The sequence below is a fragment of the Mesorhizobium sp. P171375 genome (assembly GCF_057786075.1).
The window spans coordinates 4,029,508-4,050,242 of the sequence record NZ_JBYNWF010000001.1 but is presented as its reverse complement, the minus strand read 5'-3'; the positions used below and the strand labels follow the sequence as shown (position 1 = coordinate 4,050,242).

Below are 20,735 nucleotides of genomic sequence, written 5' to 3'. Positions count from 1 at the left end.
GGATTCGGAGAAAAACGTGACGGCGATCTTTGCGGAACAGGCGCTGCTGGCCGATGGCTGGCATGACAGAGTGCGGATCTCGCTGAGCGGCGGTGAGATCACGACGGTCGAGCCGGGTTCTTCACCGCAGGCCGGCGACGAACGTCACGCCATTCTGCTGCCCGGCATGCCGAACTTGCACAGTCATGCCTTCCAACGCGGCATGGCCGGCCTTGCCGAACTGCGCGGCCCCTCCGCCGACAGTTTCTGGAGCTGGCGCGAAGTAATGTATCGCTTCGCGCTGTCGATGACGCCGGACCAGGTCGAGGCGGTTGCCGCACAGCTCTATGTCGAGATGCTGGAGGCCGGGTTCTCGCGCGTCGGCGAGTTCCACTATCTCCATCACGACCGCGACGGAAAGCCCTACGCCAACCTCGCCGAGATGGCCGAGCGCATTGCTGCTGCATCCGCCGAGACGGGTATCGGCCTGACGCTGCTGCCGGTGTTTTATGCGCATTCTTCTTTTGGCGGCGTTGCGCCCAATGAAGGCCAGCGGCGATTCATCAACGATGTGAATCGCTTCGGGCGCTTGCTTGAGAAAAGCCGCGAATCCGTTCGCGCATTGAATCAGGCCGTCGTCGGCGTTGCCCCGCACAGCCTGCGCGCCGCGACGCCGGAGGAGCTCACCGCAGTTACAGCCCTAGCGCCGAACGGGCCGATCCACATCCACGTCGCCGAGCAGGTGAAGGAAGTCGAGGACTGCCTCGCCTGGTCCGGCGCGCGGCCGGTCGAATGGCTGCTCGCCAATGCCGAGATCGACAAAAGCTGGTGCCTGATCCATGCCACCCATATGACCGAGACTGAGATCATCGGCATGGCGAAAAGCGGCGCCATTGCCGGCCTGTGCCCGATCACCGAGGCCAATCTCGGCGACGGCACTTTCGCCGCGCCGCTGTTCACCGAACAGGGCGGCCGCTTCGGCGTCGGCTCCGATTCCAATGTGCTGATCGGCCTGCCGGACGAATTGCGCCAGCTCGAATATTCGCAGCGCCTTGCGCATCGCGCCCGCAATGTTCTGGCGGTGGCTGGCGGCTCGACCGGGCGCGCTCTGTTCGACGCAGCCCTCGACGGCGGCAGCGTGGCGCTGGGCGCCGGTCCGTCGCGGATCGCCGCCGGCGGTCCGGCCGATTTCGTCTCGCTCGACCAGAACCATCCCTCGCTTGCCGGCAAGAGCGGCGATGCCATTCTCGATGCCTGGATTTTTGCCAATGGCAGCAAGGTCGATTGCGTCTGGGTGCATGGTAAAAAGCAGGTCAGCGGCGGCCGGCATGCCAGGCGTGAGGCGATCGCCGAGCGCTTTGGCCAGGTGATGACGGCGCTTTCGGCATGAGCATGATCGAGACAGCTGCGGTGGAAGGCGGCGGTTCGCTGCACCAACGCATCCTGTCTGATATCAGCGAAAAAATAATGTCCGGCGTCTGGGCGCCGGGCTTCCGCATCCCGTTCGAGCACGAATTGACGGCCGATTACAATTGCTCGCGCATGACGGTGAACAAGGCGCTGTCGCAGCTGGCCAAGGCCGGGCTGATCGAGCGCCGCCGCCGTTCGGGCAGTTTCGTGCGCCAGCCGCAATCGCAGGCGGCGGTGCTGGAAATCCACGACATCAGGATCGAGGTCGAGGCGCTGGGGCTGCCCTATCGCTACGAGCGCGTGGCGCGGCAGAAGAGACGCAGCAACGCCGAGGATCGTGGCTTGCTGGAACTGGACGCCGCCGGCTCGGTGCTGGCGCTCGAATGCCGGCATTTTGCCGGCAAGCGGCCCTTCGCGCACGAACAGCGGCTGATCAATCTCGCCGCTGTCGCGGAAGCCGGTGAAGAAGAGTTTCTCGACATCGCGCCCGGCCCCTGGCTGATCGGCCGCGTGCCATGGAGCGAAGCCGAACACCGCATCCGCGCCGTGGCGGCGGACAAGCACATCGCCGAAGCGCTCGACATCGCAGCCGGCGCGCCGTGCCTGGTGGTCGAGCGCCGCACCTGGAGTGCGGAACACCCGGTGACGCAGGTGAGGTTCACCTACGCCGCGAAGAGCCACACGCTGGTGGCAAGGTTTAGGCCTTCGCAGGGGTAGCGCTTTCTACCCTCCCCCTTGTGGGGAGGGTCGCTGCGGAGCAGCGGGGTGGGGGTCGGCGCCGCACCCCCACCCGGACCTTTCGGTCCGACCTCCCCACAAGGGGGGAGGTAAACCCTAGATCGCAGCCGTAATAATAATCTCGACCGTGTATTCCGGCCCTGCCAGCTTGGCCTCACCCGTGGCGCGGGCGGGCGTGTTGCCTTGCGGCACCCACTTGTCCCATTCCTTGTTCATCTCGGCAAAGGTGCCCATGTCGGCCAGCCAGATGATCGCCTGCAGTATCTTGGTCTTGTCGGTGCCGGCCTTGGCCAGCAATTCGTCGATGGTGGCCAAGATCGACTTGGTCTGTTCGCCGACGCTGGCGCCAGGCGTCCCAACCTGGCCGGCCAGATAGACGGTGTTGCCGTGGATGACGATCTGGCTCATGCGCGGGCCAACATCAATGCGACGAATGCTCATGGGAGGTTCCTTCCTGTTGTCGGAGGGGGCCTGTTTAGAGTTGGCGCTGGCTCCGGGCAAGGCCAACAGCGCGAAACCTCTTGAGCCTGGTTGGATCTTAGGCCGCAAATGTCTATCTGCGCGGAGGGATTTCTTTCCGGCGCGGATTGCCGATCTCGTGCGAGAGTGGCAAGACTCCGGCCAAACCAGATTGCGAGGATGAGAGCCATGGAATATCGCGAAATCAGCGAGGACTATTCGGTCTCGGGCCAGATCCAGCCCGAAGACGCCGCCGCCATCAAGGAAGCCGGCTTCAAGAGCGTGATCTGCAACCGGCCGGATGACGAACAGCCCGGCCAACCCTCGGCCGACAGCGTCAAGGCGGCGGTCGAAGCCGCCGGGCTGGCCTTCCGCTACATCCCGGTGATCAGCGGCCAGATCACCGCCGAGAATGTCGAGGACCAGGCCGAGGCGCTCGACGCGCTCGAAGGGCCGGTCTTCGCCTATTGCCGGTCTGGTGCGCGGTGCACCAATCTTTATGGGCTGATCCAGCAGTCGAAGGGTTGAAGATTCCCCGCGCAAGGTGTGCTGAGATTCAGGTCAGGCCGAGTCGAAAACGGTGGCTTACGAGAACCGGAGCGGAGCGTACTTAAGTACGTGAGCACCGGAAGCGCAGGAAGCCGCCGATTGCAGACCGGCATCACCTGAATATCAACACACCTTAAATCGGCAGCGCACCGGTTTCCTTGAGCGTCTCCAGCACGATCGCCGTTTTCACATGCTGGACGGATTCATGCGGCAGGAGCACGCCGTTGACGAACTCCGACAGAGATTTCAGATCGGGCGTTACCACCTTCAAGATATAATCCATCTCACCGGTCAGCGCATGCGCCTCCTGCACCTCCGGCAGCCGCGCCAGCAATTCGCCAAAGCGCCTGGCATTGTCGCGGTTGTGGGTGGCCAAGGTCACCGAGATGACGTTGACCAGCGAGAAGCCGAGTTTGTCGCGGTCGAGCACGGCGCGATAGCCCTTGATGTAGCCGTCCTCCTCCAGCCGTTGGCGGCGGCGCGAGCATTGCGATGCCGACAGGTTCACGCGTTCCGAGAGGTCGTTGTTGGTGAGCCGCGCGTCGCCCTGCAGAAGAGCCATTATCTTGCGGTCAAATTGGTCGATGCGCGCATCATCCATGTATTTATCTCCATTCATGCATGAATTACGCACGAGATGATCATTTCAAGCGTTTGAATGCAAGCACCGTGCGGCCACTTCGCGCTATCATTTGTCATCTCGTGGTCCGATGCGGCCACCATCCGTTTGGAGGAATGCCATGGGTCCCTTCCCGCACGACGCCCCGCCCGCCAAGATCAGCAAGGAAAACCCGGCCGGCACCGACGGTTTCGAGTTTGTCGAGTTCGCGCATCCGGAGCCGCAGAAGCTCGCAGAACTGTTCACCCGCATGGGCTATGTCGCGGTGGCCAAGCACCGCACAAAAGACATCACCGTCTGGCGCCAGGGCGACATCAACTATGTCGTCAATGCCGAGCCGGGTTCGCATGCGATGAAATTCGTCGACAAGCACGGCCCGTGCGCCGCCTCGATGGCCTGGCGTGTGGTCGATGCCAAACATGCTTTCGACCATGCAGTGTCGAAAGGCGCCACGCCTTACGAAGGCGATGACAAGGCGCTCGATGTGCCGGCGATCGTCGGCATTGGCGGCTCGCTGCTCTATTTCATCGACGCCTATGGCAAGAAGGGCTCGGCCTATGATGCCGAATTCGAGTGGCTGGGCGAACGCGACCCGAGGCCGCAAGGTGTCGGCTTCTATTTCCTCGATCACCTCACCCACAATGTCTATCGCGGCCAGATGGACAAATGGTGGGACTTTTACCGCGAACTGTTCGGCTTCAAGCAGATCCATTTCTTTGACATTGACGGCAAGATCACCGGCCTGGTCAGCCGCGCCATCACCTCGCCCTGCGGCAAGATCCGCATTCCTTTGAACGAATCCAAGGACGAGACCAGCCAGATCGCCGAGTATCTCAAGAAGTACAATGGCGAAGGCATCCAGCACATCGCCGTCGGCACCGATGAAATCTACGCTGCCACGGACAAACTGGCGGCCAACGGTCTGAAATTCATGCCCGGCCCGCCGGAGACCTATTACGACATGTCGTATGCCCGCGTGAACGGCCATGACGAGCCGATCGAGCGGATGAAGAAACACGGCATCCTGATCGATGGCGAAGGCGTGGTCGATGGCGGCACGACCAAGATCCTGCTGCAGATTTTCTCCAAAACCGTGATCGGGCCGATCTTCTTCGAATTCATCCAGAGGAAGGGCGACGAAGGCTTTGGCGAAGGCAATTTCCGCGCGCTGTTCGAGTCGATCGAGCAGGACCAGATCAAGCGCGGGGTGATCAAGGTGGACGGCAAAGCGGCTTAACAACCGAATTATCAGCGTCGAGCTGCCCCTCACCTGCCTGCCGGCATCCTCTCCCCGTAAACGGGGCGAGGGACGCTGCCATCGGTGATTTCGCCAACTACCACCGTCTCAGAAGATGGCGCCGGCATTGCGGCCAGCCTCTTTCTCCCCGTTTACGGGGAGAAATGCCCGGCAGGGCAATGAGGGGCGGCGCCTGCATCGCGAATTTGTTCGATCACAATCCCAGCCGCTCGACCTCTTCCTTCCTCACCTTCAAATCGTAATCGAGCAGGAATTCGTCCAATTGCGGCGGCGCGACCGAGGTGCCGGAGAGCATCGCATGCACCTGGCCGCGATGGTGGATGTCGTGCAGGAAGACATGGGCGAGGATATCGCCGATCTTTTCGGGGATCATGCCGTCCTCGCGCCGGTCGGTGATGACGCGGCGGTCGAGATCGTCCGTCGACAGCTTGCCGCAAAAAGCGATTAGCCGCCGGTCGGCCGCGGTCTGGGCGGCAAACAGCGCCTGCGGCTCATCGAACGGCACGTAATCGTCATGTGCGGCAGCACCGACGCCGCCCTCTTCCAGGAAATCGAGATAGAGATAGTCGACCGCAAGTATGTGGTTGAGCGTCGCCTTGATCGACGGAAAAAAGCTGGTGCGTTCGGCTTCGAATTCGCCGGGCTTCAGCGCAAGCACGGCGCGGTAGAGTCGATCGTTCGACCAGAGATTGTTGCCAGCCATGCGGCGCAGATGATCGAGCAAGGTCACGAGTTCATTCGTCTGACCAGGCCAATGCCTGCCGCCATGACCGCGAAGCCGGCGACAACGATCAGCAACAGCCGGTTCATGCGCCGGCGCATGGCCTGCGTTTCCTCGTCACGCGCCACATTGGTGTTGGTGATGGTGTGGAACATCATCGCCCTGCGCGGGTAGCCGCTGCGGTTGGTCAGATCGGGCGAGCGCGCCTCGATGCGGTAGCTCAGCCGGATCGCCTGAATGAACACCACCAGAATTCCAAGCGCCCAGACGCCGGCCAGCAGATAGAACGCCTCCCCCGTCATTCCATACCCCCGCTATTGCTCATATTTCTCGACCTTCTGCTCGATGGCGCCGAAGATCGAGTTTCCGCTTCTGTTCTTCATTTCGATGCGCACCGTGTCGCCGAAACGCAGGAATGGCGTTTTGGGCTCGCCTGATTCAATAGTCTCGATCATGCGCAGTTCGGCGATGCAGGAATAGCCGGCCCCGCCCGCCGCCACCGGCCTGCCCGGCCCGCCATCGAGCTTGTTGGAGACGGTGCCGGAGCCGATGATGGTGCCTGCAACCAGTGGCCGTGTTTTCGCGGCATGAGCGATCAAAGCCGGGAAATCGAAGGTCATGTCGACGCCGGCATTGGCGCGGCCGAACGGCTTGCCGTTGAGATCGGCGAGCAGCGGCAGGCTGACTTTGCCGCCATCCCAGGCGTCGCCGAGCTCGTCCGGCGTTACCGCGACCGGCGAAAATGCCGAGGACGGCTTTGACCGGAAGAAGCCGAACCCTTTTGCGAGTTCGGGACCGGTGAGCGCGCGCAGCGTCACATCGTTGACCAGCATGACCAGCCGGATCGCGGCGCGCGCCCGGTCGAGACTGGCGCCCATCGGCACGTCGTCGACGATGACGGCGACCTCCGCCTCCATATCGATGCCGAAGGCCTCATCGGCCATGCGGATCGGCTCGCGCGGCGCGATGAAGGAATCCGAGCCGCCCTGATAGATCAGCGGATCGGTCCAGAAACTGGCCGGCATCTCGGCGCCACGGGCTTTGCGCACCAGCTCGACATGGTTCACATAGGCCGAACCGTCGGCCCATTGATAGGCGCGTGGCAGCGGTGAATGCGCGTCATGCTCATGAAAGCGTGCCGACGGCACCGCATTGTTTTCCAGCGATTCAGCGATGGTCGCCAGATGCGGCGAAATCCGCTGCCAGTCGTCGAGCGCGGCCTGCAGCGTTCGCGCCAGGAACGAGGCGTCGGTGAAGCGCGTCAGGTCGCGCGAGACGACGACGAGCTTTCCGTCGCGCGTCCCGTCCTTCAATGTGGCAAGCTTCATGCGGTTTCCTCTCCTGATGCGGCTTTGGCGCCGTCTACGTTCACAACAAGGCCGTCGCGGGCAATCGTCAAGTCACCTGCCCACGATTTCCTGACAGCGGCCTCCCAATCGATCTCCACGATCGCGGGATCGTCGGCCGGAATGAGGTGATTGAGCACCAGCCTTTTTACCGCAGCTTCAGTGGCGATGCGCCCGGCTTCCTCGGCAAAGGAGTGGCTGGCAAGCAGGTGTTCCCTGAGCCGCACGCCGTTGCCAGTCCTGGCGACCAGCCGCTCGATGCCCTCCTCGAGCATGGCTTCATGGATGAGGATGTCGGCATTTTTGGCAAAACCGGCGAGCGGCGGAAAGAAGGCAGTGTCGGCCGAGAACACGACGCTTTTGCCATCATGGTCGAAGCGCAGGGCGAAACAATCGGTCACCGGCGGGTGGTTGACGCGCAGCGCCGAGACCTTCAGGCCGCGCTGTTCGAAAATCTCGCCCTCGCCGAATTCGACGATCGAAACCAGTTCACGGATGTCCGGCCTGCCTTCATCGACGATGCGGATTTCGATGTCGAACTCCATCGCCTGGCAGAAGCGCCGCCAGTAATGGCCGGTGCCGGGCGGACCAAACAGCGTCACCGGACTGGCTAGACCGGCCGTCCAGGCGGTGTGCAGCAGCGGCCCCAGTTCCAGCACATGGTCGGAATGCAGATGGGTGACGAAGATGAGTTCGAGAGCCTTCAGGCCGATGCCGGCATCGACAAGGCCACGCGTGACGCCGAGTCCGCAATCGACGACGATGGTTCGCCCGCCGAGTTCCAGCAGCGACGAGCTCGGCCATGGCCCGCCCGGCCGCAGCGCCGGGCCGCCCTTGGAACCGAGGAGCACCAACCGGTCGCTCATAGGGCGAGCCTCAAGACCAGTCGCCCTCCGGCGTGCCGTTGAAACGCTTCTTCAGATCGGACCAGCAGTCGATGTAATTGTCCTGTCTTGTTTCCAGCTCGGCGCCGTAGCGGGTCAGCATCTGCGGGAATCGGGTCTCGAACATGAACGCCATGGTGTTGTCGAGCTTGACCGGTTTCAGTTCGACACGCGAGGCCTTTTCGAAGCCAGGCGCGTCCGGGCCGTGGGCCAGCATCAGATTGTGCAGGCTGATGCCGCCGGGCACGAAACCTTCCTCCTTGGCGTCGTACTGGCCGTGGATCAGGCCCATGAACTCGCTCATAATGTTGCGGTGATACCAGGGCGGCCGGAACGTGTCCTCCGCCACCAGCCAGCGCGGCGGGAAGATGACGAAGTCGATGTTGGCGGTGCCCTCCTCGCCGCTCGGCGCCGTCAGCACGGTGAAGATGGACGGATCCGGGTGGTCGAACAGGATGGCGCCGACAGGCGAAAACATCGCCAGATCATATTTATAGGGCGCGTAATTGCCGTGCCAGGCGACGACGTCGAGCGGCGAATGGCCGATCTCGGTGACATGGAAATTGCCGCACCATTTCACCGTCAGCCGGCACGGTGTCTCCTTCTCCTCGAACCAGGCGCAGGGCGTCTTGAAGTCGCGCGGATTTGCCAGGCAATTGGCGCCGATCGGGCCACGGTCGGGCATTGTGAGCTTGGCGCCATAATTCTCGCAAACATAGCCGCGCACTTCGGCATCGACGAGTTCGACCTTGAAGACCAGCCCGCGCGGCAGCACGGCGATCTCGCCGGGCCGAAGCTCGATGACGCCCATCTCGGTGACGAAGCGCAAGGCGCCGACCTGCGGCACGACAAGCAACTCGCCGTCGGCGTTGAAAAAATGGTCGTCGACCATTGAACGGTTGGCGACGTAGACATGCGCCGCCATGCCGCTCTGCCCCAGCACGTCGCCGGCCGTGGTGATGGTGCGCATGCCCTGAATGAAATCGGTCGGCTCCTTCGGCATCGGCACCGGGTTCCAGCGGTACTGGCCGAGCGCCAGCTCGTGGTCGCCGACATTGGGAGCGGTCTTCCACAGGGGATAGCTCGCCGCTTTGAAACGCCCGGTGTGCTTGACGCTCGGCCGGATGCGGTAGAGCCAGGAACGCTCATTGGTGCCGCGCGGCGCTGTGAAGGGCGAGCCGGAAAGCTGTTCGGCGTAGAGGCCGTAAGCCGGCCGCTGCGGGGAATTGCGCCCCTGCGGCAGCGAGCCGGGCAAGGTCTCGGTCTCAAAATCATTGCCGAAGCCCGGCATGTAGGAAAAGGCCATCCGATCCTCCCTGATCCCGGCCTCGCGAAACGCTGCTTGCCGGCACTGTTGACCAAACTGGTTTCATTTGTAACCATTGAAAATGTAACTATCAACGGCAAACGCCGCTTCCACGGTGCGCAGATGGAACCTGAAGTCTTAGAGCTTGAACGCTTCCTGCCCTATCGGCTTTACCGGCTAGCGGACGCCGTCAGCCGCGAATTCTCTAGTATCTACCGCGACCGTCACGGCCTGACGCGGCCGGAATGGCGCACGCTTTCGGGGCTGGGCCAGCGCGGCACGATGACGGCGACAGCGCTCGGCGAACAATCGGCCATGCACAAGACCAAGGTTTCGCGAGCGGTGGCCGAGCTTGAGCGAAGGCGCTGGCTGACACGCACGCCGGACGAGAATGATAGACGCGTGGAGTATCTGACGCTGACTAAAACGGGGCTGGCCGCCTATCGCGAGATGGTGCCGCTGGCGAAGGCGTTTGAACGCGAGCTTTTGGCTAGGCTCAGCGCGGCGGAACGAGCGGCGATTGTGAACGGGGTGGCGGCGCTGGAGACGGCGTTGTCCGTTCCGTAGCGATCCTTCACACCCCCCTCTGTCCTGCCGGACATCTCCCCCGCCAGGGGGAGATCAGATGTCACGAAGGCTTTCGCCAATCTCGGACGTAGCAGAAATCAACAAGACGACGAAGCTGCTAATCTCCCTCCTTGCGGGGGAGATGGCCGGCAGGCCAGAGGGGGGTGCCGTCCCTCCATCGTCTCCAATAGGGGGCGCGACTCTGCCCGCCTACCAATCCATCACCACCTTGCCCGAACTGCCGCTCCTCATCGCGTCAAACCCTGTCTGGAAATCATCAATGCCGATGCGGTGCGTGATCAGGCCCGACACGTCCAACGGGCCCTGCACCAAGGCGATCATCTTGTACCAGGTCTCGAACATCTCGCGGCCGTAGATGCCCTTGAGGTGCAGCATCTTGAAGATGACCTTGTTCCAGTCGATCTCGAAGCCGGTCGGCGCGATGCCCAGAATGGCGATCTTGCCGCCATTGTTCATGGTGTCGATCATGTCGCGGAAGGCGGGCGCGGCGCCCGACATTTCGAGACCGACGTCAAACCCCTCGGTCATGCCGAGCGCGGGCATGACATCCCTAAGCTTTTCCTCGGAGGCGTCGACGACATGTTGGACGCCGAGCTTTTTGGCCAGCGCCAGCCGGACCGGATTGATGTCGGTGATGACGACTTTTCTGGCACCGACGCATTGCGCCACCAGCGCGCCCATGATGCCGATCGGCCCGGCGCCGGTGACCAGAACATCCTCGCCGACCAGATCGAAAGACAATGCGGTATGCACGGCATTGCCCAGTGGATCGAAGATGGCGGCGATCTCGTCGGGCACATCGTCGGGGATGGGCACGACATTGTGCTGCGGAATTGCCAGATATTCGCCGAAGGCGCCGGGACGGTTGACGCCGACACCGAGCGTGTTGCGGCAGAGATGCCCCCTGCCCGCCCGGCAGTTGCGGCAATGGCCGCAGACGATGTGGCCTTCGCCGGACACGCGCTGGCCGACCTTGTATTCGGTGACCGCGGCGCCGAAATCGGCAACCGTGCCGACAAATTCATGGCCGGTGACCATCGGCACCGGCACGGTCTTCTGCGCCCACTGGTCCCAATTGTAGATGTGGACGTCGGTGCCACAGATCGCCGTCTTCTTGACCTTGATCAGCACATCATTCGGGCCGATCTCCGGCACCGGCACCTCTTCCATCCAGATGCCCGGTTCGGCCTTGGCCTTCACCAGCGCCTTCATCATGTTCGACATCGTCTAGCTCCTTACCCTCCCCCTTGTGGGGAGGGTGGCCCGAAGGGCCGGATGGGGGTCAAACAACTGGGGGAGGTCGTGACCCTGCAGACCCCCACCCCGCCTCCCGCCCGCTTGCTTTCGCAAGCGGTCGAAAGTCGACCCTCCCCACGAGGGGGAGGGTAAAACTCTCAGCCGATGACGCCCAGTTCCCGGCCGACCGCCGCGAATGCCGCCACGGCGCGGTCGATATCAGCGCTGGAATGCGCCGCCGACATTTGCGTGCGGATGCGCGCCTGGCCTTTCGGCACTACCGGGAAGGAAAAGCCGATGACATAGATGCCACGCTTCAGCATGCGCTGTGCCATCTCCTGCGCCAGGCTGGCATCGCCCAGCATCACCGGGATGATAGGATGATCAGCACCGGCAAGCGTGAAGCCGAGCTTGCCCATTTCGGACCTGAACCGCGCCGCATTGGCATATAGGCGCTCGCGCAAGGCGTCGCCATTGCGGATCAGCTCGAACACCTTGATCGAAGCGCCGGCGATCGCCGGCATCAGCGTGTTGGAAAAGAGATAGGGCCGCGAACGCTGGCGCAGCCAGTCGACCACCTGGCTTTTGCCGGAGGTGTAGCCACCGGAGGCACCGCCGAGCGCCTTGCCGAGCGTGCCGGTGATGATGTCCACCCTGCCCTCGACGCCGCAATATTCGGCCGAGCCGCGGCCGTTTTTGCCGACGAAGCCGACCGCATGGCTATCATCGACCATAACCATGGCGTCGTACTTTTCCGCGAGATCGCAGACGCCCCTCAGATTGGCGATGATGCCGTCCATGGAAAACACGCCGTCGGTGGCGATCAGCCGGAAGCGGCAGTCCTTCGCTTCCTTCAGCCGCGCTTCGAGGTCGGCCATGTCGTTGTTGGCGTAGCGGAAGCGCTTTGCCTTCGACAGCCGCACACCGTCGATGATCGAGGCATGGTTGAGCGCATCGGAGATGATCGCATCCTCCTCGCCGAGCAGCGTTTCGAACAGGCCGCCATTGGCGTCGAAGCACGAGCCGTAAAGGATGGTGTCGTCCAGGCCGAGGAAGGAAGAAATCGTCGCCTCAAGCTGCTTGTGCTCTTCCTGCGTGCCGCAGATAAAGCGCACCGAAGCCATGCCGTAGCCATAGCGGTCGAGCGCGCCTTTGGCTGCCGTGCGCAATTCGGCGCTGTCGGCGAGGCCGAGATAGTTGTTGGCGCAGAAGTTCAGCACCTTGTCGCCGCCGACCTCGATCTCGGCCGACTGCGTCGAGGTGATCACCCGCTCGGATTTGTAGAGCCCGGCCGATTTCAACCCTTGCAGTTCATTGTCGATATGGGAGAGGAATGCCGCGCTCATGATCAGGCCCTATTGAGATTGGCGGCGACTGTCGCGCCCCCTGAATGAAAAATCCACCGTAAATGCGACCACTTCGGTGGCGCGGCAAGCTCAACCTTGGCGCGATCCGATCGCAAAACCAGCATGTTGGAGTAGCAGGTGTGCAAATATGGCCATGCCGCGAAAGAACATGATAACCATTTCGGCAGCTTTCATTGACTGCTGAAGCAACAATCCCGCCGGCTTCGAGACCTGTTAACCCTTTCAAGCCAATGGTCTTCTCGCCATGAATCCGTGGCGGAAATCCGTTCGACCGAGGGGTCACCTAGAATATGTCGCAGCAGCCGGTGCAAACCATCTCGGGGAAACTCATCCTGCTGATCAAGACCGGCTACTGGCTGGCGCTGCTGATCATCGCAGCCATGGTGATGGCCTCCTTCATCCTACTGCAGCAGATGATGGCGGCGCAACAGCACAACCATACTCTGCTCGATATCGTCAGCACCCAGAAGGCGCTGTCGCAGCGTATCGTGTTCCTGGCCAGTGCAACCGGTCCTGCTTCACGCGACAAGCAGCCGGCCCTGGTTGCAGCGCTGAAGCAGGCGACCACCGAATTCGAGACAAATTACGACCTACTGCTCGAGCAGACCGGGGCCGATCCCCTGTCACCGGCGCGGTCCGATCCGAAATCGATCGAGAACGTGTTGTTCGCCAAGCCGTTCCACCTCGACTATTTCTCGGTCGGGCTGATCGCTAACGGCCAACGGCTGATCTCGTCCTTCGAGTCCCAGCTCTCCGGCAACGCCGCCTACAAGGGCGGCGGCGAGCGCGTTAACCTCGACGCCTCGGTCGCCAATGCGACGCTGTCGGGCTATGCAGCCCTTGGTCAGCGCATCAACGCCTTCGCCGACGAACGGTCGGAAAAGTTGCTCGATCTGCACCGCACATTGTTCTACGCCACCATCGGCGTCATCGTTCTGGTCGCACTTTTCATCTTTCGGCCAATGTCGAAGGCGATCCTGCGCAAGACGCATGAGCTTGTCGACGCCCGCAATTCGATGGCCTTCATCGCCGTGCATGACGGGCTGACCGGCCTGCACAACCGCACCTTCCTGACCGATCACTTCGAAACGCTGATCAAGGGCGCGCATCGCCGGCGCGAAAGGCTGGCGGTGATCCAGCTCGATCTCGACCGGTTCAAGCAGATCAACGACACGCTCGGCCACGCCGCCGGCGACTATGTGCTAGTGGTCACCGCGCAACGCATGCGCGATTCCTGTCGCGCCTCGGATCTGTGCGCGCGTCTTGGCGGCGACGAATTCGTGATGATCCTCAACGGCGCCGGCGGCACCGAGGACATCAACATGCTGGCCAGGCGCATCCTCGAGCAGATCAACGAGCCGATCATGTTCCAGGGCACGACCGTCCTTCCGGGCGCCAGCGCCGGCATTGCCGTCTATCCCATCGACGCCGACAATGCGGCGGATCTGCTCGTCCATGCCGACCTCGCGCTCTATTCCGCCAAGAAGCTTGGCGGCGGCAGCTTCTCGTTCTTCTCCGAGGAACTCAGGCGCGAGCTCGATTACCGCAAGCAGCTCGAGCACGACATCAGGGTCGCCATCTCTGAGAATGCCTTCCAGGTCTATTTCCAGCCGCAGGTGTCGCTGACCAATGGCGCCATCAGCGGCATCGAGGCGCTGGTGCGCTGGAAACATGCCGAGCGCGGCATGATCTCGCCAGGCGAGTTCATTCCCGTCGCCGAAAAATGCGGCTTCATGCCCGAGATCGGCCGCATCGTCTTTGCCAAGGCGATCGAGCAGGCAGCCGAATGGGACCGCGCCGGCATTGCCTTCGGGCGGCTTGCCGTCAACGTGTCGGGCACTGAACTGCGCGAACCCGATTTCGACCGCTTCCTGTTCGCGACGCTGGAGAAGGCTGGGCTGTCGCCCGACAAACTGTCGCTGGAGATCGTCGAATCCGTCATTCTCGACGACGAGAAGACCGGCATCGCGGCCAAGCTGCGCCACATCCGAGCCGCCGGCATTCATCTCGAACTCGACGATTTCGGCACCGGCTATGCCTCGCTCAGCCACGTCAATCCGAACGAGATCGACCGGTTGAAGATCGATCGCCGCTTCGTCCAGAACATCAACGAGAATGGCGACAACACCAAGATCGTGCGCGCCATCACCGAACTGGCGCGCGGCCTCGGCATCTCGATCGTCGCCGAGGGTGCGGAAACCGAGGCCGAGCTCGATTCGCTGATGGCGATTGGCTGCGACCAGGTGCAGGGCTATTCCATCGCCTTCCCGATGCCGCAGGACAAGGCACGCGAATGGCTGCTGGCGCGCAGCCCGAAGAAAGCCAAGCTCAAGGTGTTGCAGGGCAATTTAGCCTAGACTATTGCCACACCGGTGCCGGTCATTTGGCGGGCGCGGCATTGGCCCGCAACACCGCCAGCACCTCGGCGAACTCCGCCAGCCGGTCGTCCGGTAATCCGGTGCGCAGCCGCTTGTCGAAAACGAGAGCCGCCGCGCGCAGTTTCACGAACATTGCCTCGCCTGCTGCGGTCAGTTCGACCAGATGAACCCGGCGGTTATCGGGATCGCGGCGGCGCGTCAGTAGGCCTTGCGCCTCCATGGTGTTGAGATGGTGGGTGAGCGTGGCGCCCTGGATGCCGATCATGCCGGCAAGCTCGCGCTGATTGGCGAGCTCGCTCGACTTGACCGAAAGCAGGGTCAGCCACACCGGCAGCGTGCCGCCGGCCTCGACCAAAGCGGCGTCAAAAGCCTGCGCCACCAGCTTGGAGGTACGCGCGAGATTCATGCCGACGGGCGGGCGGTCAAAGGGAGTCATGAGCCGACAGTAGAACAAGGGACCGAGCGAGGGAACGCAGCATTATTCATTGACATCGAATCATTCGATGTCTAACTATATCACCTGTCGTTGCTAACGTTATCCGCGTTGCCTTGAGCCGGACCGAGGGCCAGTTTTGGCGACGTTCATTGGCGGTGGGGCAAGGAGGAACCATGCAATATGTCTACATCGTCGTTATCGGCCTTCATGTGATGGCCGGCGTGTTCTGGGCCGGCACCACCATCACGCTGGCCCGCGATCCCGAAATCAAGGCCGAGCGTTTCATCCAGCCGCAACTGGGCTCGGCGGGCGTGGTGTTCCTGACCGGCGCGCTGCTCTGGTATTTCTTCCATGGCGCCTATTTCGGCTCGATGGAAATGGTGCTGGCGCTGGGCATCCTGGCCGCCTTTGCCGCAGCCGGCGTTCTCAGCGCTGTGGTTCACAAGACCAGCCGGCAGCTTGCCGGGGCGGACGCCGCCACGGAAACGGCGCTGCGCGCCAAAATGGCTGGCGGCGAGCGGGTCGCCGCGTGGCTGCTGGTGCTCACCGTCCTGTGCATGGCCACCGCCAGGATGATTTGAGCGCTGCCGCGCCACGTCAGCTTGAAGCTTTCCGCATCGCATGTCGCTTGGCTCCAGGCCGGCGACGTGCGCGGCGCGCAGATCGAACCGATGTGCAAGGTGGCTCTCCGCACAGAGGCTCGACTGCGCGCCAACAGCCGGGCCGGGAATGGGCTCAGATCCGCAAGCCGAACCTGATGCCGTCATAGATGGCGGCGTGGATGTTGCGCGAGGCGACGGCATCGCCGATGCGCAACAGCACGAAGCTGCCCTGCGGGTTGCGCTGCGGAAAAATGTCGCCGCCGCCGACGAGCCGCTCGTAGTCGATCGCGCCACCGTTTTTCGACAGCGGCTTCAGCGCGAGATAGAGATCGTCGAGGGGGGCGGTGCCATGCTCGACCACGACCTGGTCGACCCGCCTTTCGCCGCGCCAGCCATCGGCAAAATCGGAGGCCAATTCGGCGACCAGCTGGTTGCCCTCGCGCCGCACCGAGCGCAGCCTGGTGTTGATGGTGATGGTGACGCCCTTTTCCTGGAAGGCGCGCATGTAGGGAACGTGGTTCATGCCGCCCATTTCCGGAGCGAAGAAGCGTTCCGGCGAAACCAGTTCCAGCTTTGACCCGGCATTGGCGATCAGCTCCGCCGCGCCCATGCCCTGGTGGCCGCCATTGTCGTCAAAGAGCAGCACGTTCTCCGCCGGCTTGACGCTGCCGGCCATGATGTCCCAGCTCGACGTGACGAGATTGTCGCCCGCTGTCAGCGGCGGGTTTTGCGGCAGGCCGCCGGTGGCAATTACCACCACGTCGGGCGACAGCGCCAGCACATCGTCCTGCTCGGCCCATGTATCGTAGCGGATCTCGACGCCGAGCCGGTCGAGTTCGGCCAGCCGCCAGTCGATGATGCCGATCAACTCCTTGCGGCGCGGGTTCTGCGTCGCCAGCCGAACCTGGCCGCCGGCCTGGCCGGAGGCTTCGAGCACCGTGACGTCATGGCCGCGTTCGGCCATGACGCGGGCAGCCTCCAGCCCACCTGCCCCCGCGCCAACGACGACGACTTTCCGCCTGGGACCTTCGGTCTTGACGATGGTGTGTGGAATTTCGGCCTCGCGGCCGGTCGCCGCATTGTGGATGCACAGCGCCTCGCCGCCTTCATAGATGCGGTCGAGGCAATAGGTGGCGCCGACGCAAGGGCGGATCTCGTGCTCGCGGCCTTCCATGACCTTCTTGATGATGTGCGGATCGGCGATGTGGGCGCGGGTCATGCCTACCATGTCGAGTTTTCCCGTCGCGATGGCATGGCGCGCGGTGGCGACATCGGAAATGCGCGCCGCGTGGAAGGTCGGGAATTTCGTCGCCGCCCTCACCTCGCCGGCGAAATCGAGGTGCGGCGAAGACCGCATGCCGGTCACCGGGATGACCTTGGTCAATGCTGCGTCGGTCTCGATCGAGCCGCGGATGATGTTGAGGAAGTCGACTTTGCCGGAGCCAGCGAGCCGCTTGGCAATCTCGACGCCCTCCGCTTTCGACAGGCCCTTTTCAAAATCCTCGTCGGCGACCATGCGGATGCCGACGACGAATTTTTCTCCGACCGCCGCCCGCACGGCATCCAGCACCATGTCGGTGAAGCGCAGCCGGTTGTCGAGCGAACCGCCGAACTCGTCGTCGCGGTGGTTGGTGGCCGGCGACCAGAAACCGTCCATCAGATGGCCGTAGGATTCGAACTCGATGCCGTCTAGGCCGGCGGCCTGGCAGCGCTGCGCGGCCGACGCATAGTCGGCGACGATGCGCTCGATGTCCCAGTCCTCGATGGTTTTGGGAAAGGCGCGGTGCGCAGGCTCGCGCACCGGCGAGGCCGACAGCACCGGCAGCCAGTCGGCCTTGTTCCAGCCGGTGCGGCGGCCAAGGTGGGTGATCTGGATCATCACCTTGCAATCATGCTCGTGGCATGCGTCCGCCAGTTCGGCCAGCCACGGCACGATGCGGTCGTCATAGACATGCAAATTGCCGAAGGCGGCCGGGCTGTCGCGCGAGACGATGGCCGAGCCGGCGGTCATGGTCAGCGCCATGCCGCCCTTGGCCTTTTCGGCATGGTAGAGCCGATAGCGCTGTTTCGGCATGCCGTCCTCGGAATAGGCCGGCTCATGGCTGGTCGACATCACCCGGTTCTTCAGCGTCAGGTGCTTGAGCTGATAGGGCTGGAGAAGCGGATCGTTGGAGGTCATCGTCTTCCTGCATTTTCATTTTGTGTCGGAGCAGCATGCGCTGCTCCAGCTCTTATTTAAGCATCGGATCTATCCGAAAACCGCTGCACATTTTTCGGTCTGATGCTAATGAGCGCGGAAAATCCAAGGACAACCGCTTATGATCGATACAAAAACCCTTACCCAGCTCGGCGCGCACGTCGAGACGCCACAGAGCCCAGAAGCTGCGGTCCTGGAGACCGTGCCGTTCCAGCGCGGCGACGGGCCGCCGGCGATCGTGCGCTTCACCTGTCCGGAATTCACCTCGCTCTGCCCGGTCACCGGCCAGCCGGACTTTGCCCATATCGTCATCGACTACGCACCCGACGCCGCCCTTGTGGAATCGAAGTCGCTCAAACTGTTCATGACCTCGTTTCGCAACCATGGCGCTTTCCATGAAGACTGCACGGTGATGATCGGCCGCCGCATTGTGGCGGCGACCAAGCCGCTGTGGTTGCGCATAGGCGGCTATTGGTATCCGCGCGGCGGCATTCCGATCGATGTCTTCTGGCAGACGGGGGCGCCGCCTGAAGGCGCCTGGCTGCCCGACACCGGTGTTGCCCCCTATCGCGGCCGAGGCTGAACGGGCGTCAGCCATTGGCGGCGCCGGTCCGGCACAGCTTCGTTGCGAGGAACGGAAGGACCGCATCGCGATAGCGCGGCTGGTCGTAGCGCAAGAGGTCGACATGGCCTGCCCCTTCGAACCAGACCAGTTGCGAGCCGACGGCGGCATTCTGCAGCGCCAGCACCTGCCCGCGATCGATGAAGGGATCGATGCTGCCGGCGAGCAACATCAGCGGTTCACCGATCTTGCCGAGGCGGTCGACCGGCTTGGCGTTGTCGGCGCTCAAGCCGAGACGGAGCGGCATCTGCGCCAAAAGCACATCGGCCTGGAACCCGCGCCAGAAGTGGAAAGGCATGCGCCATGCCGTTGTCTCGCGCAAACTCGCATAGAGCTGCTCCAGCACATAGGCATCGGCAGGCGCTTGCTGTGCTGCGAAGACAAAGGCAGCGGCGCCCAGTGACGAGCCGACAGCGCCAAGCCTCTCGCCGGGAAAACGTTGCCTGGCAAAGGCAATGATGCGGGCGGCGTCCTGCCCTTCTGTGTAGCCAAAGCCCTGGATGGCGCCGCGGCTCTCGCCGTGCCCCGACAGGTCGAACAGGACGATGGAATAGCCGGCATCGAACAATAGTTTCGCTCGTTGAACCAGGGCCAGCCTGTTGGCGCCGCGCCCATGCAGCAGGACGATCGAGCCGCAACTGCCTTTTCGATCTGCCACCCAGCCGACAAGCTCGGGCGCGCCGGCTTGGTCGAGCACGACGCGCGCAACCGGCAGGTCACCCGGCTCCGCCAGAGCTTGCCGGGGCTCGCGGGCGATCAGCATGGTGCCGATGTGCCAGTAGACGGAGCAGGCGGCAGCGCCGAGCCCGACCAGCACGATCGCGAGCAAAACGCGAAGCGTCATTGCCGCTCACCCCGGCTCATTCGCACTGATACTGGCTGAGCGCCCATTCGCCGGTCACCGAGAGCAGGTCGGATATCTTCCAGGCGCCGTCGACCTTCTTCAGTTTCCACTCCAGCCGATGCTGATTGCCTTCGACGACGAAGGCGACCACCACCTTGGCCTGATCACCATTGACGGCCTCGATGCTCTTCAGGCTCTTGTCGATTGCAAGCTTGTCGTAATCGGCATTGTCGAGCGCCATGTTGGGGTCGAGACATTCGCCCTGCCCCGACGCCCGCACCGCATCGCTCTTGTCGAGCACGGTCTTGGCCGGATCGACGAAGTTCTTGCGCTGGCTCGGATCGAGCTCCAGCCCGAGATGTTCGTAGAACGGCTTGACGACTGCCGTCGGCGAGCCCGGCAGGACGGGCGCTGCTGGCTCGGATGGCGGCCATGCCAGGGGTGGCGTTGTCGGCTCCACCGCAACCCCGGGTGGATTTGCAGGCGGTGCGCCGCCCGGCACTGTCTCAGCCGGGGCATTTGCGGGTGGCGGACCCAGCAGCCCTTGAGCGGCGGCGCCGCTCATACCCACCGCCAGCAGGCACAGAGTAGGCAGCGCCAGGGCGAGACGGCGGAACACTGGATCACTCCGGCGCTTTGTCGGGCATGCATTCGAGCGCGCTCAGCGTCCAGTTGCTGGTCTTCGAAGTGATGTCGGCGATCTTCCATTTGCCGTCGATTTTCTTCAACGACCACAGCATTTCGCGTTTGGACTCATCGCCTTCCGCAAAAAGGCTGAACGTCGCCGTCACCTCGGCTGTATCGCCGTTGACGGACTCTGCCAGCTTCAATGTCTTGGCAATCGTCTTCTGGTCGAAATCCTGGGCGTCAAGGCCGGGATCGAAGTCGAGGCAGGCGACCTCGTCGGGCTTGTTCTTCTGCGCCTGGTCGTTGAGATCGAAGAGTTTCGTCACCGGCTCGGTGAAGCGGTCGCGGTATTTGGCGTCCCCTTCGAATTTCACTTCAGGCACATAAAAGAACTTCACGGCGTTCGAAGCCGGCCCGGCCAGTGCTGCGGCGGGCAAGGCAATCGAAAGGGCAGCGGCCAGCACTATCGGTCTCATGCAGGAATCTCCGGATGTTTGGCGGCAAGGTGGTAATACCACACATCCTGCATATCGGCTTTTTTGCGGCTCATGAAGTCCCGAGGTGCGCCG

At 62.9% G+C, this 20,735-nt stretch carries 22 protein-coding genes; 8 read left to right on the top strand and 14 right to left on the bottom strand.

Going from position 1 to position 20,735, the window contains the following annotated elements:
- Positions 1 to 16: 16 nt before the first annotated feature.
- The gene (locus ACYHH6_RS19590; protein WP_352589587.1) at positions 17 to 1,369 is read left to right on the top strand and encodes a formimidoylglutamate deiminase; all 1,353 of its coding nucleotides are present in this window, start codon (positions 17 to 19) and stop codon (positions 1,367 to 1,369) included.
- On the top strand, positions 1,366 to 2,106 hold the full coding sequence (hutC, locus tag ACYHH6_RS19585; protein ID WP_352589590.1) for a histidine utilization transcriptional repressor HutC: 741 nt from the start codon (positions 1,366 to 1,368) through the stop codon (positions 2,104 to 2,106). Before ACYHH6_RS19590 ends, hutC begins: the two co-directional genes overlap by 4 nt.
- 117 nt (positions 2,107 to 2,223) lie before the next feature.
- On the opposite strand, the gene ACYHH6_RS19580 is transcribed toward hutC, so the two are convergent.
- Positions 2,224 to 2,568, bottom strand: coding sequence for a RidA family protein (locus ACYHH6_RS19580; RefSeq protein ID WP_192252993.1), 345 nt, complete (start codon positions 2,566 to 2,568; stop codon positions 2,224 to 2,226).
- A gap of 207 nt (positions 2,569 to 2,775) precedes the next feature.
- On the opposite strand from ACYHH6_RS19580, the gene ACYHH6_RS19575 reads away from it, so the two are divergent.
- Positions 2,776 to 3,114 carry a protein tyrosine phosphatase family protein gene (locus tag ACYHH6_RS19575; protein ID WP_352592462.1) on the top strand — a complete coding sequence of 113 codons (339 nt, stop codon included), beginning with the start codon at positions 2,776 to 2,778 and terminating at the stop codon, positions 3,112 to 3,114.
- 154 nt (positions 3,115 to 3,268) lie between these two features.
- Here the strand turns inward: ACYHH6_RS19575 and ACYHH6_RS19570 are convergent, their stop codons facing one another.
- Positions 3,269 to 3,736, bottom strand: a complete 468-nt coding sequence (locus ACYHH6_RS19570) for an Lrp/AsnC family transcriptional regulator (protein ID WP_181061738.1) — start codon at positions 3,734 to 3,736, stop codon at positions 3,269 to 3,271.
- Between the two features lie 139 nt (positions 3,737 to 3,875).
- Here ACYHH6_RS19570 and hppD point away from each other — a divergent pair, with 139 nt between their 5' ends.
- Positions 3,876 to 4,991 carry a 4-hydroxyphenylpyruvate dioxygenase gene (hppD, locus tag ACYHH6_RS19565; RefSeq protein WP_352592465.1) on the top strand — a complete coding sequence of 372 codons (1,116 nt, stop codon included), beginning with the start codon at positions 3,876 to 3,878 and terminating at the stop codon, positions 4,989 to 4,991.
- A gap of 214 nt (positions 4,992 to 5,205) precedes the next feature.
- Here the strand turns inward: hppD and ACYHH6_RS19560 are convergent, their stop codons facing one another.
- Genes ACYHH6_RS19560 through hmgA form a run of 5 tightly spaced genes read right to left on the bottom strand, consistent with a single transcriptional unit; the run spans position 5,206 to position 9,269 of the window.
- Positions 5,206 to 5,742 (bottom strand): DinB family protein, encoded by a 537-nt coding sequence (locus ACYHH6_RS19560; RefSeq protein ID WP_352592468.1) that lies wholly within the window; start codon positions 5,740 to 5,742, stop codon positions 5,206 to 5,208.
- The gene (locus ACYHH6_RS19555; RefSeq protein ID WP_352592471.1) at positions 5,739 to 6,035 is read right to left on the bottom strand and encodes a hypothetical protein; all 297 of its coding nucleotides are present in this window, start codon (positions 6,033 to 6,035) and stop codon (positions 5,739 to 5,741) included. Before ACYHH6_RS19555 ends, ACYHH6_RS19560 begins: the two co-directional genes overlap by 4 nt.
- 12 nt (positions 6,036 to 6,047) lie before the next feature.
- Entirely contained in the window at positions 6,048 to 7,061 is a 1,014-nt protein-coding gene (locus tag ACYHH6_RS19550) for a fumarylacetoacetate hydrolase family protein (RefSeq protein ID WP_352592474.1), read from the bottom strand.
- Positions 7,058 to 7,945: an MBL fold metallo-hydrolase gene (locus tag ACYHH6_RS19545; RefSeq protein ID WP_352592477.1), complete on the bottom strand. Its 888-nt coding sequence runs from the start codon at positions 7,943 to 7,945 to the stop codon at positions 7,058 to 7,060. The genes ACYHH6_RS19550 and ACYHH6_RS19545 overlap by 4 nt, the downstream gene beginning before the upstream one ends.
- A gap of 10 nt (positions 7,946 to 7,955) precedes the next feature.
- Positions 7,956 to 9,269 carry a homogentisate 1,2-dioxygenase gene (gene hmgA, locus ACYHH6_RS19540; RefSeq protein WP_352592480.1) on the bottom strand — a complete coding sequence of 438 codons (1,314 nt, stop codon included), beginning with the start codon at positions 9,267 to 9,269 and terminating at the stop codon, positions 7,956 to 7,958.
- Positions 9,270 to 9,392: 123 nt separating this feature from the next.
- Here hmgA and ACYHH6_RS19535 point away from each other — a divergent pair, with 123 nt between their 5' ends.
- Complete coding sequence (locus tag ACYHH6_RS19535) at positions 9,393 to 9,836, top strand: MarR family winged helix-turn-helix transcriptional regulator (RefSeq protein ID WP_352592568.1); 444 nt, start codon at positions 9,393 to 9,395, stop codon at positions 9,834 to 9,836.
- 210 nt (positions 9,837 to 10,046) lie between these two features.
- Here the strand turns inward: ACYHH6_RS19535 and tdh are convergent, their stop codons facing one another.
- Together tdh and ACYHH6_RS19525 are read right to left on the bottom strand one after the other, a co-directional pair.
- The gene (tdh, locus tag ACYHH6_RS19530; protein ID WP_352592483.1) at positions 10,047 to 11,081 is read right to left on the bottom strand and encodes an L-threonine 3-dehydrogenase; all 1,035 of its coding nucleotides are present in this window, start codon (positions 11,079 to 11,081) and stop codon (positions 10,047 to 10,049) included.
- Between the two features lie 170 nt (positions 11,082 to 11,251).
- Positions 11,252 to 12,439 carry a glycine C-acetyltransferase gene (locus tag ACYHH6_RS19525; protein WP_352592486.1) on the bottom strand — a complete coding sequence of 396 codons (1,188 nt, stop codon included), beginning with the start codon at positions 12,437 to 12,439 and terminating at the stop codon, positions 11,252 to 11,254.
- Between the two features lie 311 nt (positions 12,440 to 12,750).
- Here ACYHH6_RS19525 and ACYHH6_RS19520 point away from each other — a divergent pair, with 311 nt between their 5' ends.
- Complete coding sequence (locus ACYHH6_RS19520; protein WP_352592489.1) at positions 12,751 to 14,817, top strand: putative bifunctional diguanylate cyclase/phosphodiesterase; 2,067 nt, start codon at positions 12,751 to 12,753, stop codon at positions 14,815 to 14,817.
- 22 nt (positions 14,818 to 14,839) lie between these two features.
- Here the strand turns inward: ACYHH6_RS19520 and ACYHH6_RS19515 are convergent, their stop codons facing one another.
- Positions 14,840 to 15,244, bottom strand: a complete 405-nt coding sequence (locus tag ACYHH6_RS19515) for a MarR family winged helix-turn-helix transcriptional regulator (RefSeq protein ID WP_434221227.1) — start codon at positions 15,242 to 15,244, stop codon at positions 14,840 to 14,842.
- A gap of 203 nt (positions 15,245 to 15,447) precedes the next feature.
- On the opposite strand from ACYHH6_RS19515, the gene ACYHH6_RS19510 reads away from it, so the two are divergent.
- Positions 15,448 to 15,855 carry a hypothetical protein gene (locus ACYHH6_RS19510; protein ID WP_352592492.1) on the top strand — a complete coding sequence of 136 codons (408 nt, stop codon included), beginning with the start codon at positions 15,448 to 15,450 and terminating at the stop codon, positions 15,853 to 15,855.
- 154 nt (positions 15,856 to 16,009) lie between these two features.
- Here the strand turns inward: ACYHH6_RS19510 and ACYHH6_RS19505 are convergent, their stop codons facing one another.
- The gene (locus ACYHH6_RS19505) at positions 16,010 to 18,055 is read right to left on the bottom strand and encodes an oxidoreductase (protein WP_352592495.1); all 2,046 of its coding nucleotides are present in this window, start codon (positions 18,053 to 18,055) and stop codon (positions 16,010 to 16,012) included.
- 139 nt (positions 18,056 to 18,194) lie between these two features.
- On the opposite strand from ACYHH6_RS19505, the gene queF reads away from it, so the two are divergent.
- The gene (gene queF, locus ACYHH6_RS19500; protein WP_352592498.1) at positions 18,195 to 18,656 is read left to right on the top strand and encodes a preQ(1) synthase; all 462 of its coding nucleotides are present in this window, start codon (positions 18,195 to 18,197) and stop codon (positions 18,654 to 18,656) included.
- 7 nt (positions 18,657 to 18,663) lie between these two features.
- On the opposite strand, the gene ACYHH6_RS19495 is transcribed toward queF, so the two are convergent.
- From ACYHH6_RS19495 to ACYHH6_RS19485, 3 genes are read right to left on the bottom strand one after another with little or no spacing between them, the layout of a single operon-like run.
- Complete coding sequence (locus tag ACYHH6_RS19495) at positions 18,664 to 19,539, bottom strand: alpha/beta hydrolase (RefSeq protein WP_352592501.1); 876 nt, start codon at positions 19,537 to 19,539, stop codon at positions 18,664 to 18,666.
- A gap of 16 nt (positions 19,540 to 19,555) precedes the next feature.
- The gene (locus tag ACYHH6_RS19490; RefSeq protein ID WP_352592504.1) at positions 19,556 to 20,158 is read right to left on the bottom strand and encodes a YqhG/Tai3 family protein; all 603 of its coding nucleotides are present in this window, start codon (positions 20,156 to 20,158) and stop codon (positions 19,556 to 19,558) included.
- A 4-nt stretch (positions 20,159 to 20,162) separates the two neighbouring features.
- Positions 20,163 to 20,642, bottom strand: coding sequence for a DUF3828 domain-containing protein (locus tag ACYHH6_RS19485; RefSeq protein WP_352559451.1), 480 nt, complete (start codon positions 20,640 to 20,642; stop codon positions 20,163 to 20,165).
- Positions 20,643 to 20,735 lie beyond the last annotated feature (93 nt).

Excerpts from the sequence above, each read along its gene's own strand:
- hutC (WP_352589590.1), top strand. The coding sequence starts at position 1,366 with ATGAGCATGATCGAGACAGCTGCGGTGGAAGGCGGCGGTTCGCTGCAC.
- ACYHH6_RS19580 (WP_192252993.1), bottom strand. The coding sequence starts at position 2,568 with ATGAGCATTCGTCGCATTGATGTTGGCCCGCGCATGAGCCAGATCGTC.
- ACYHH6_RS19575 (WP_352592462.1), top strand. The coding sequence starts at position 2,776 with ATGGAATATCGCGAAATCAGCGAGGACTATTCGGTCTCGGGCCAGATC.
- ACYHH6_RS19570 (WP_181061738.1), bottom strand. The coding sequence starts at position 3,736 with ATGGATGATGCGCGCATCGACCAATTTGACCGCAAGATAATGGCTCTT.
- hppD (WP_352592465.1), top strand. The coding sequence starts at position 3,876 with ATGGGTCCCTTCCCGCACGACGCCCCGCCCGCCAAGATCAGCAAGGAA.
- ACYHH6_RS19555 (WP_352592471.1), bottom strand. The coding sequence starts at position 6,035 with ATGACGGGGGAGGCGTTCTATCTGCTGGCCGGCGTCTGGGCGCTTGGA.
- ACYHH6_RS19550 (WP_352592474.1), bottom strand. The coding sequence starts at position 7,061 with ATGAAGCTTGCCACATTGAAGGACGGGACGCGCGACGGAAAGCTCGTC.
- ACYHH6_RS19545 (WP_352592477.1), bottom strand. The coding sequence starts at position 7,945 with ATGAGCGACCGGTTGGTGCTCCTCGGTTCCAAGGGCGGCCCGGCGCTG.
- hmgA (WP_352592480.1), bottom strand. The coding sequence starts at position 9,269 with ATGGCCTTTTCCTACATGCCGGGCTTCGGCAATGATTTTGAGACCGAG.
- ACYHH6_RS19535 (WP_352592568.1), top strand. The coding sequence starts at position 9,393 with ATGGAACCTGAAGTCTTAGAGCTTGAACGCTTCCTGCCCTATCGGCTT.
- tdh (WP_352592483.1), bottom strand. The coding sequence starts at position 11,081 with ATGTCGAACATGATGAAGGCGCTGGTGAAGGCCAAGGCCGAACCGGGC.
- ACYHH6_RS19525 (WP_352592486.1), bottom strand. The coding sequence starts at position 12,439 with ATGAGCGCGGCATTCCTCTCCCATATCGACAATGAACTGCAAGGGTTG.
- ACYHH6_RS19520 (WP_352592489.1), top strand. The coding sequence starts at position 12,751 with ATGTCGCAGCAGCCGGTGCAAACCATCTCGGGGAAACTCATCCTGCTG.
- ACYHH6_RS19515 (WP_434221227.1), bottom strand. The coding sequence starts at position 15,244 with ATGAATCTCGCGCGTACCTCCAAGCTGGTGGCGCAGGCTTTTGACGCC.
- ACYHH6_RS19510 (WP_352592492.1), top strand. The coding sequence starts at position 15,448 with ATGCAATATGTCTACATCGTCGTTATCGGCCTTCATGTGATGGCCGGC.
- ACYHH6_RS19505 (WP_352592495.1), bottom strand. The coding sequence starts at position 18,055 with ATGACCTCCAACGATCCGCTTCTCCAGCCCTATCAGCTCAAGCACCTG.
- queF (WP_352592498.1), top strand. The coding sequence starts at position 18,195 with ATGATCGATACAAAAACCCTTACCCAGCTCGGCGCGCACGTCGAGACG.
- ACYHH6_RS19495 (WP_352592501.1), bottom strand. The coding sequence starts at position 19,539 with ATGACGCTTCGCGTTTTGCTCGCGATCGTGCTGGTCGGGCTCGGCGCT.
- ACYHH6_RS19485 (WP_352559451.1), bottom strand. The coding sequence starts at position 20,642 with ATGAGACCGATAGTGCTGGCCGCTGCCCTTTCGATTGCCTTGCCCGCC.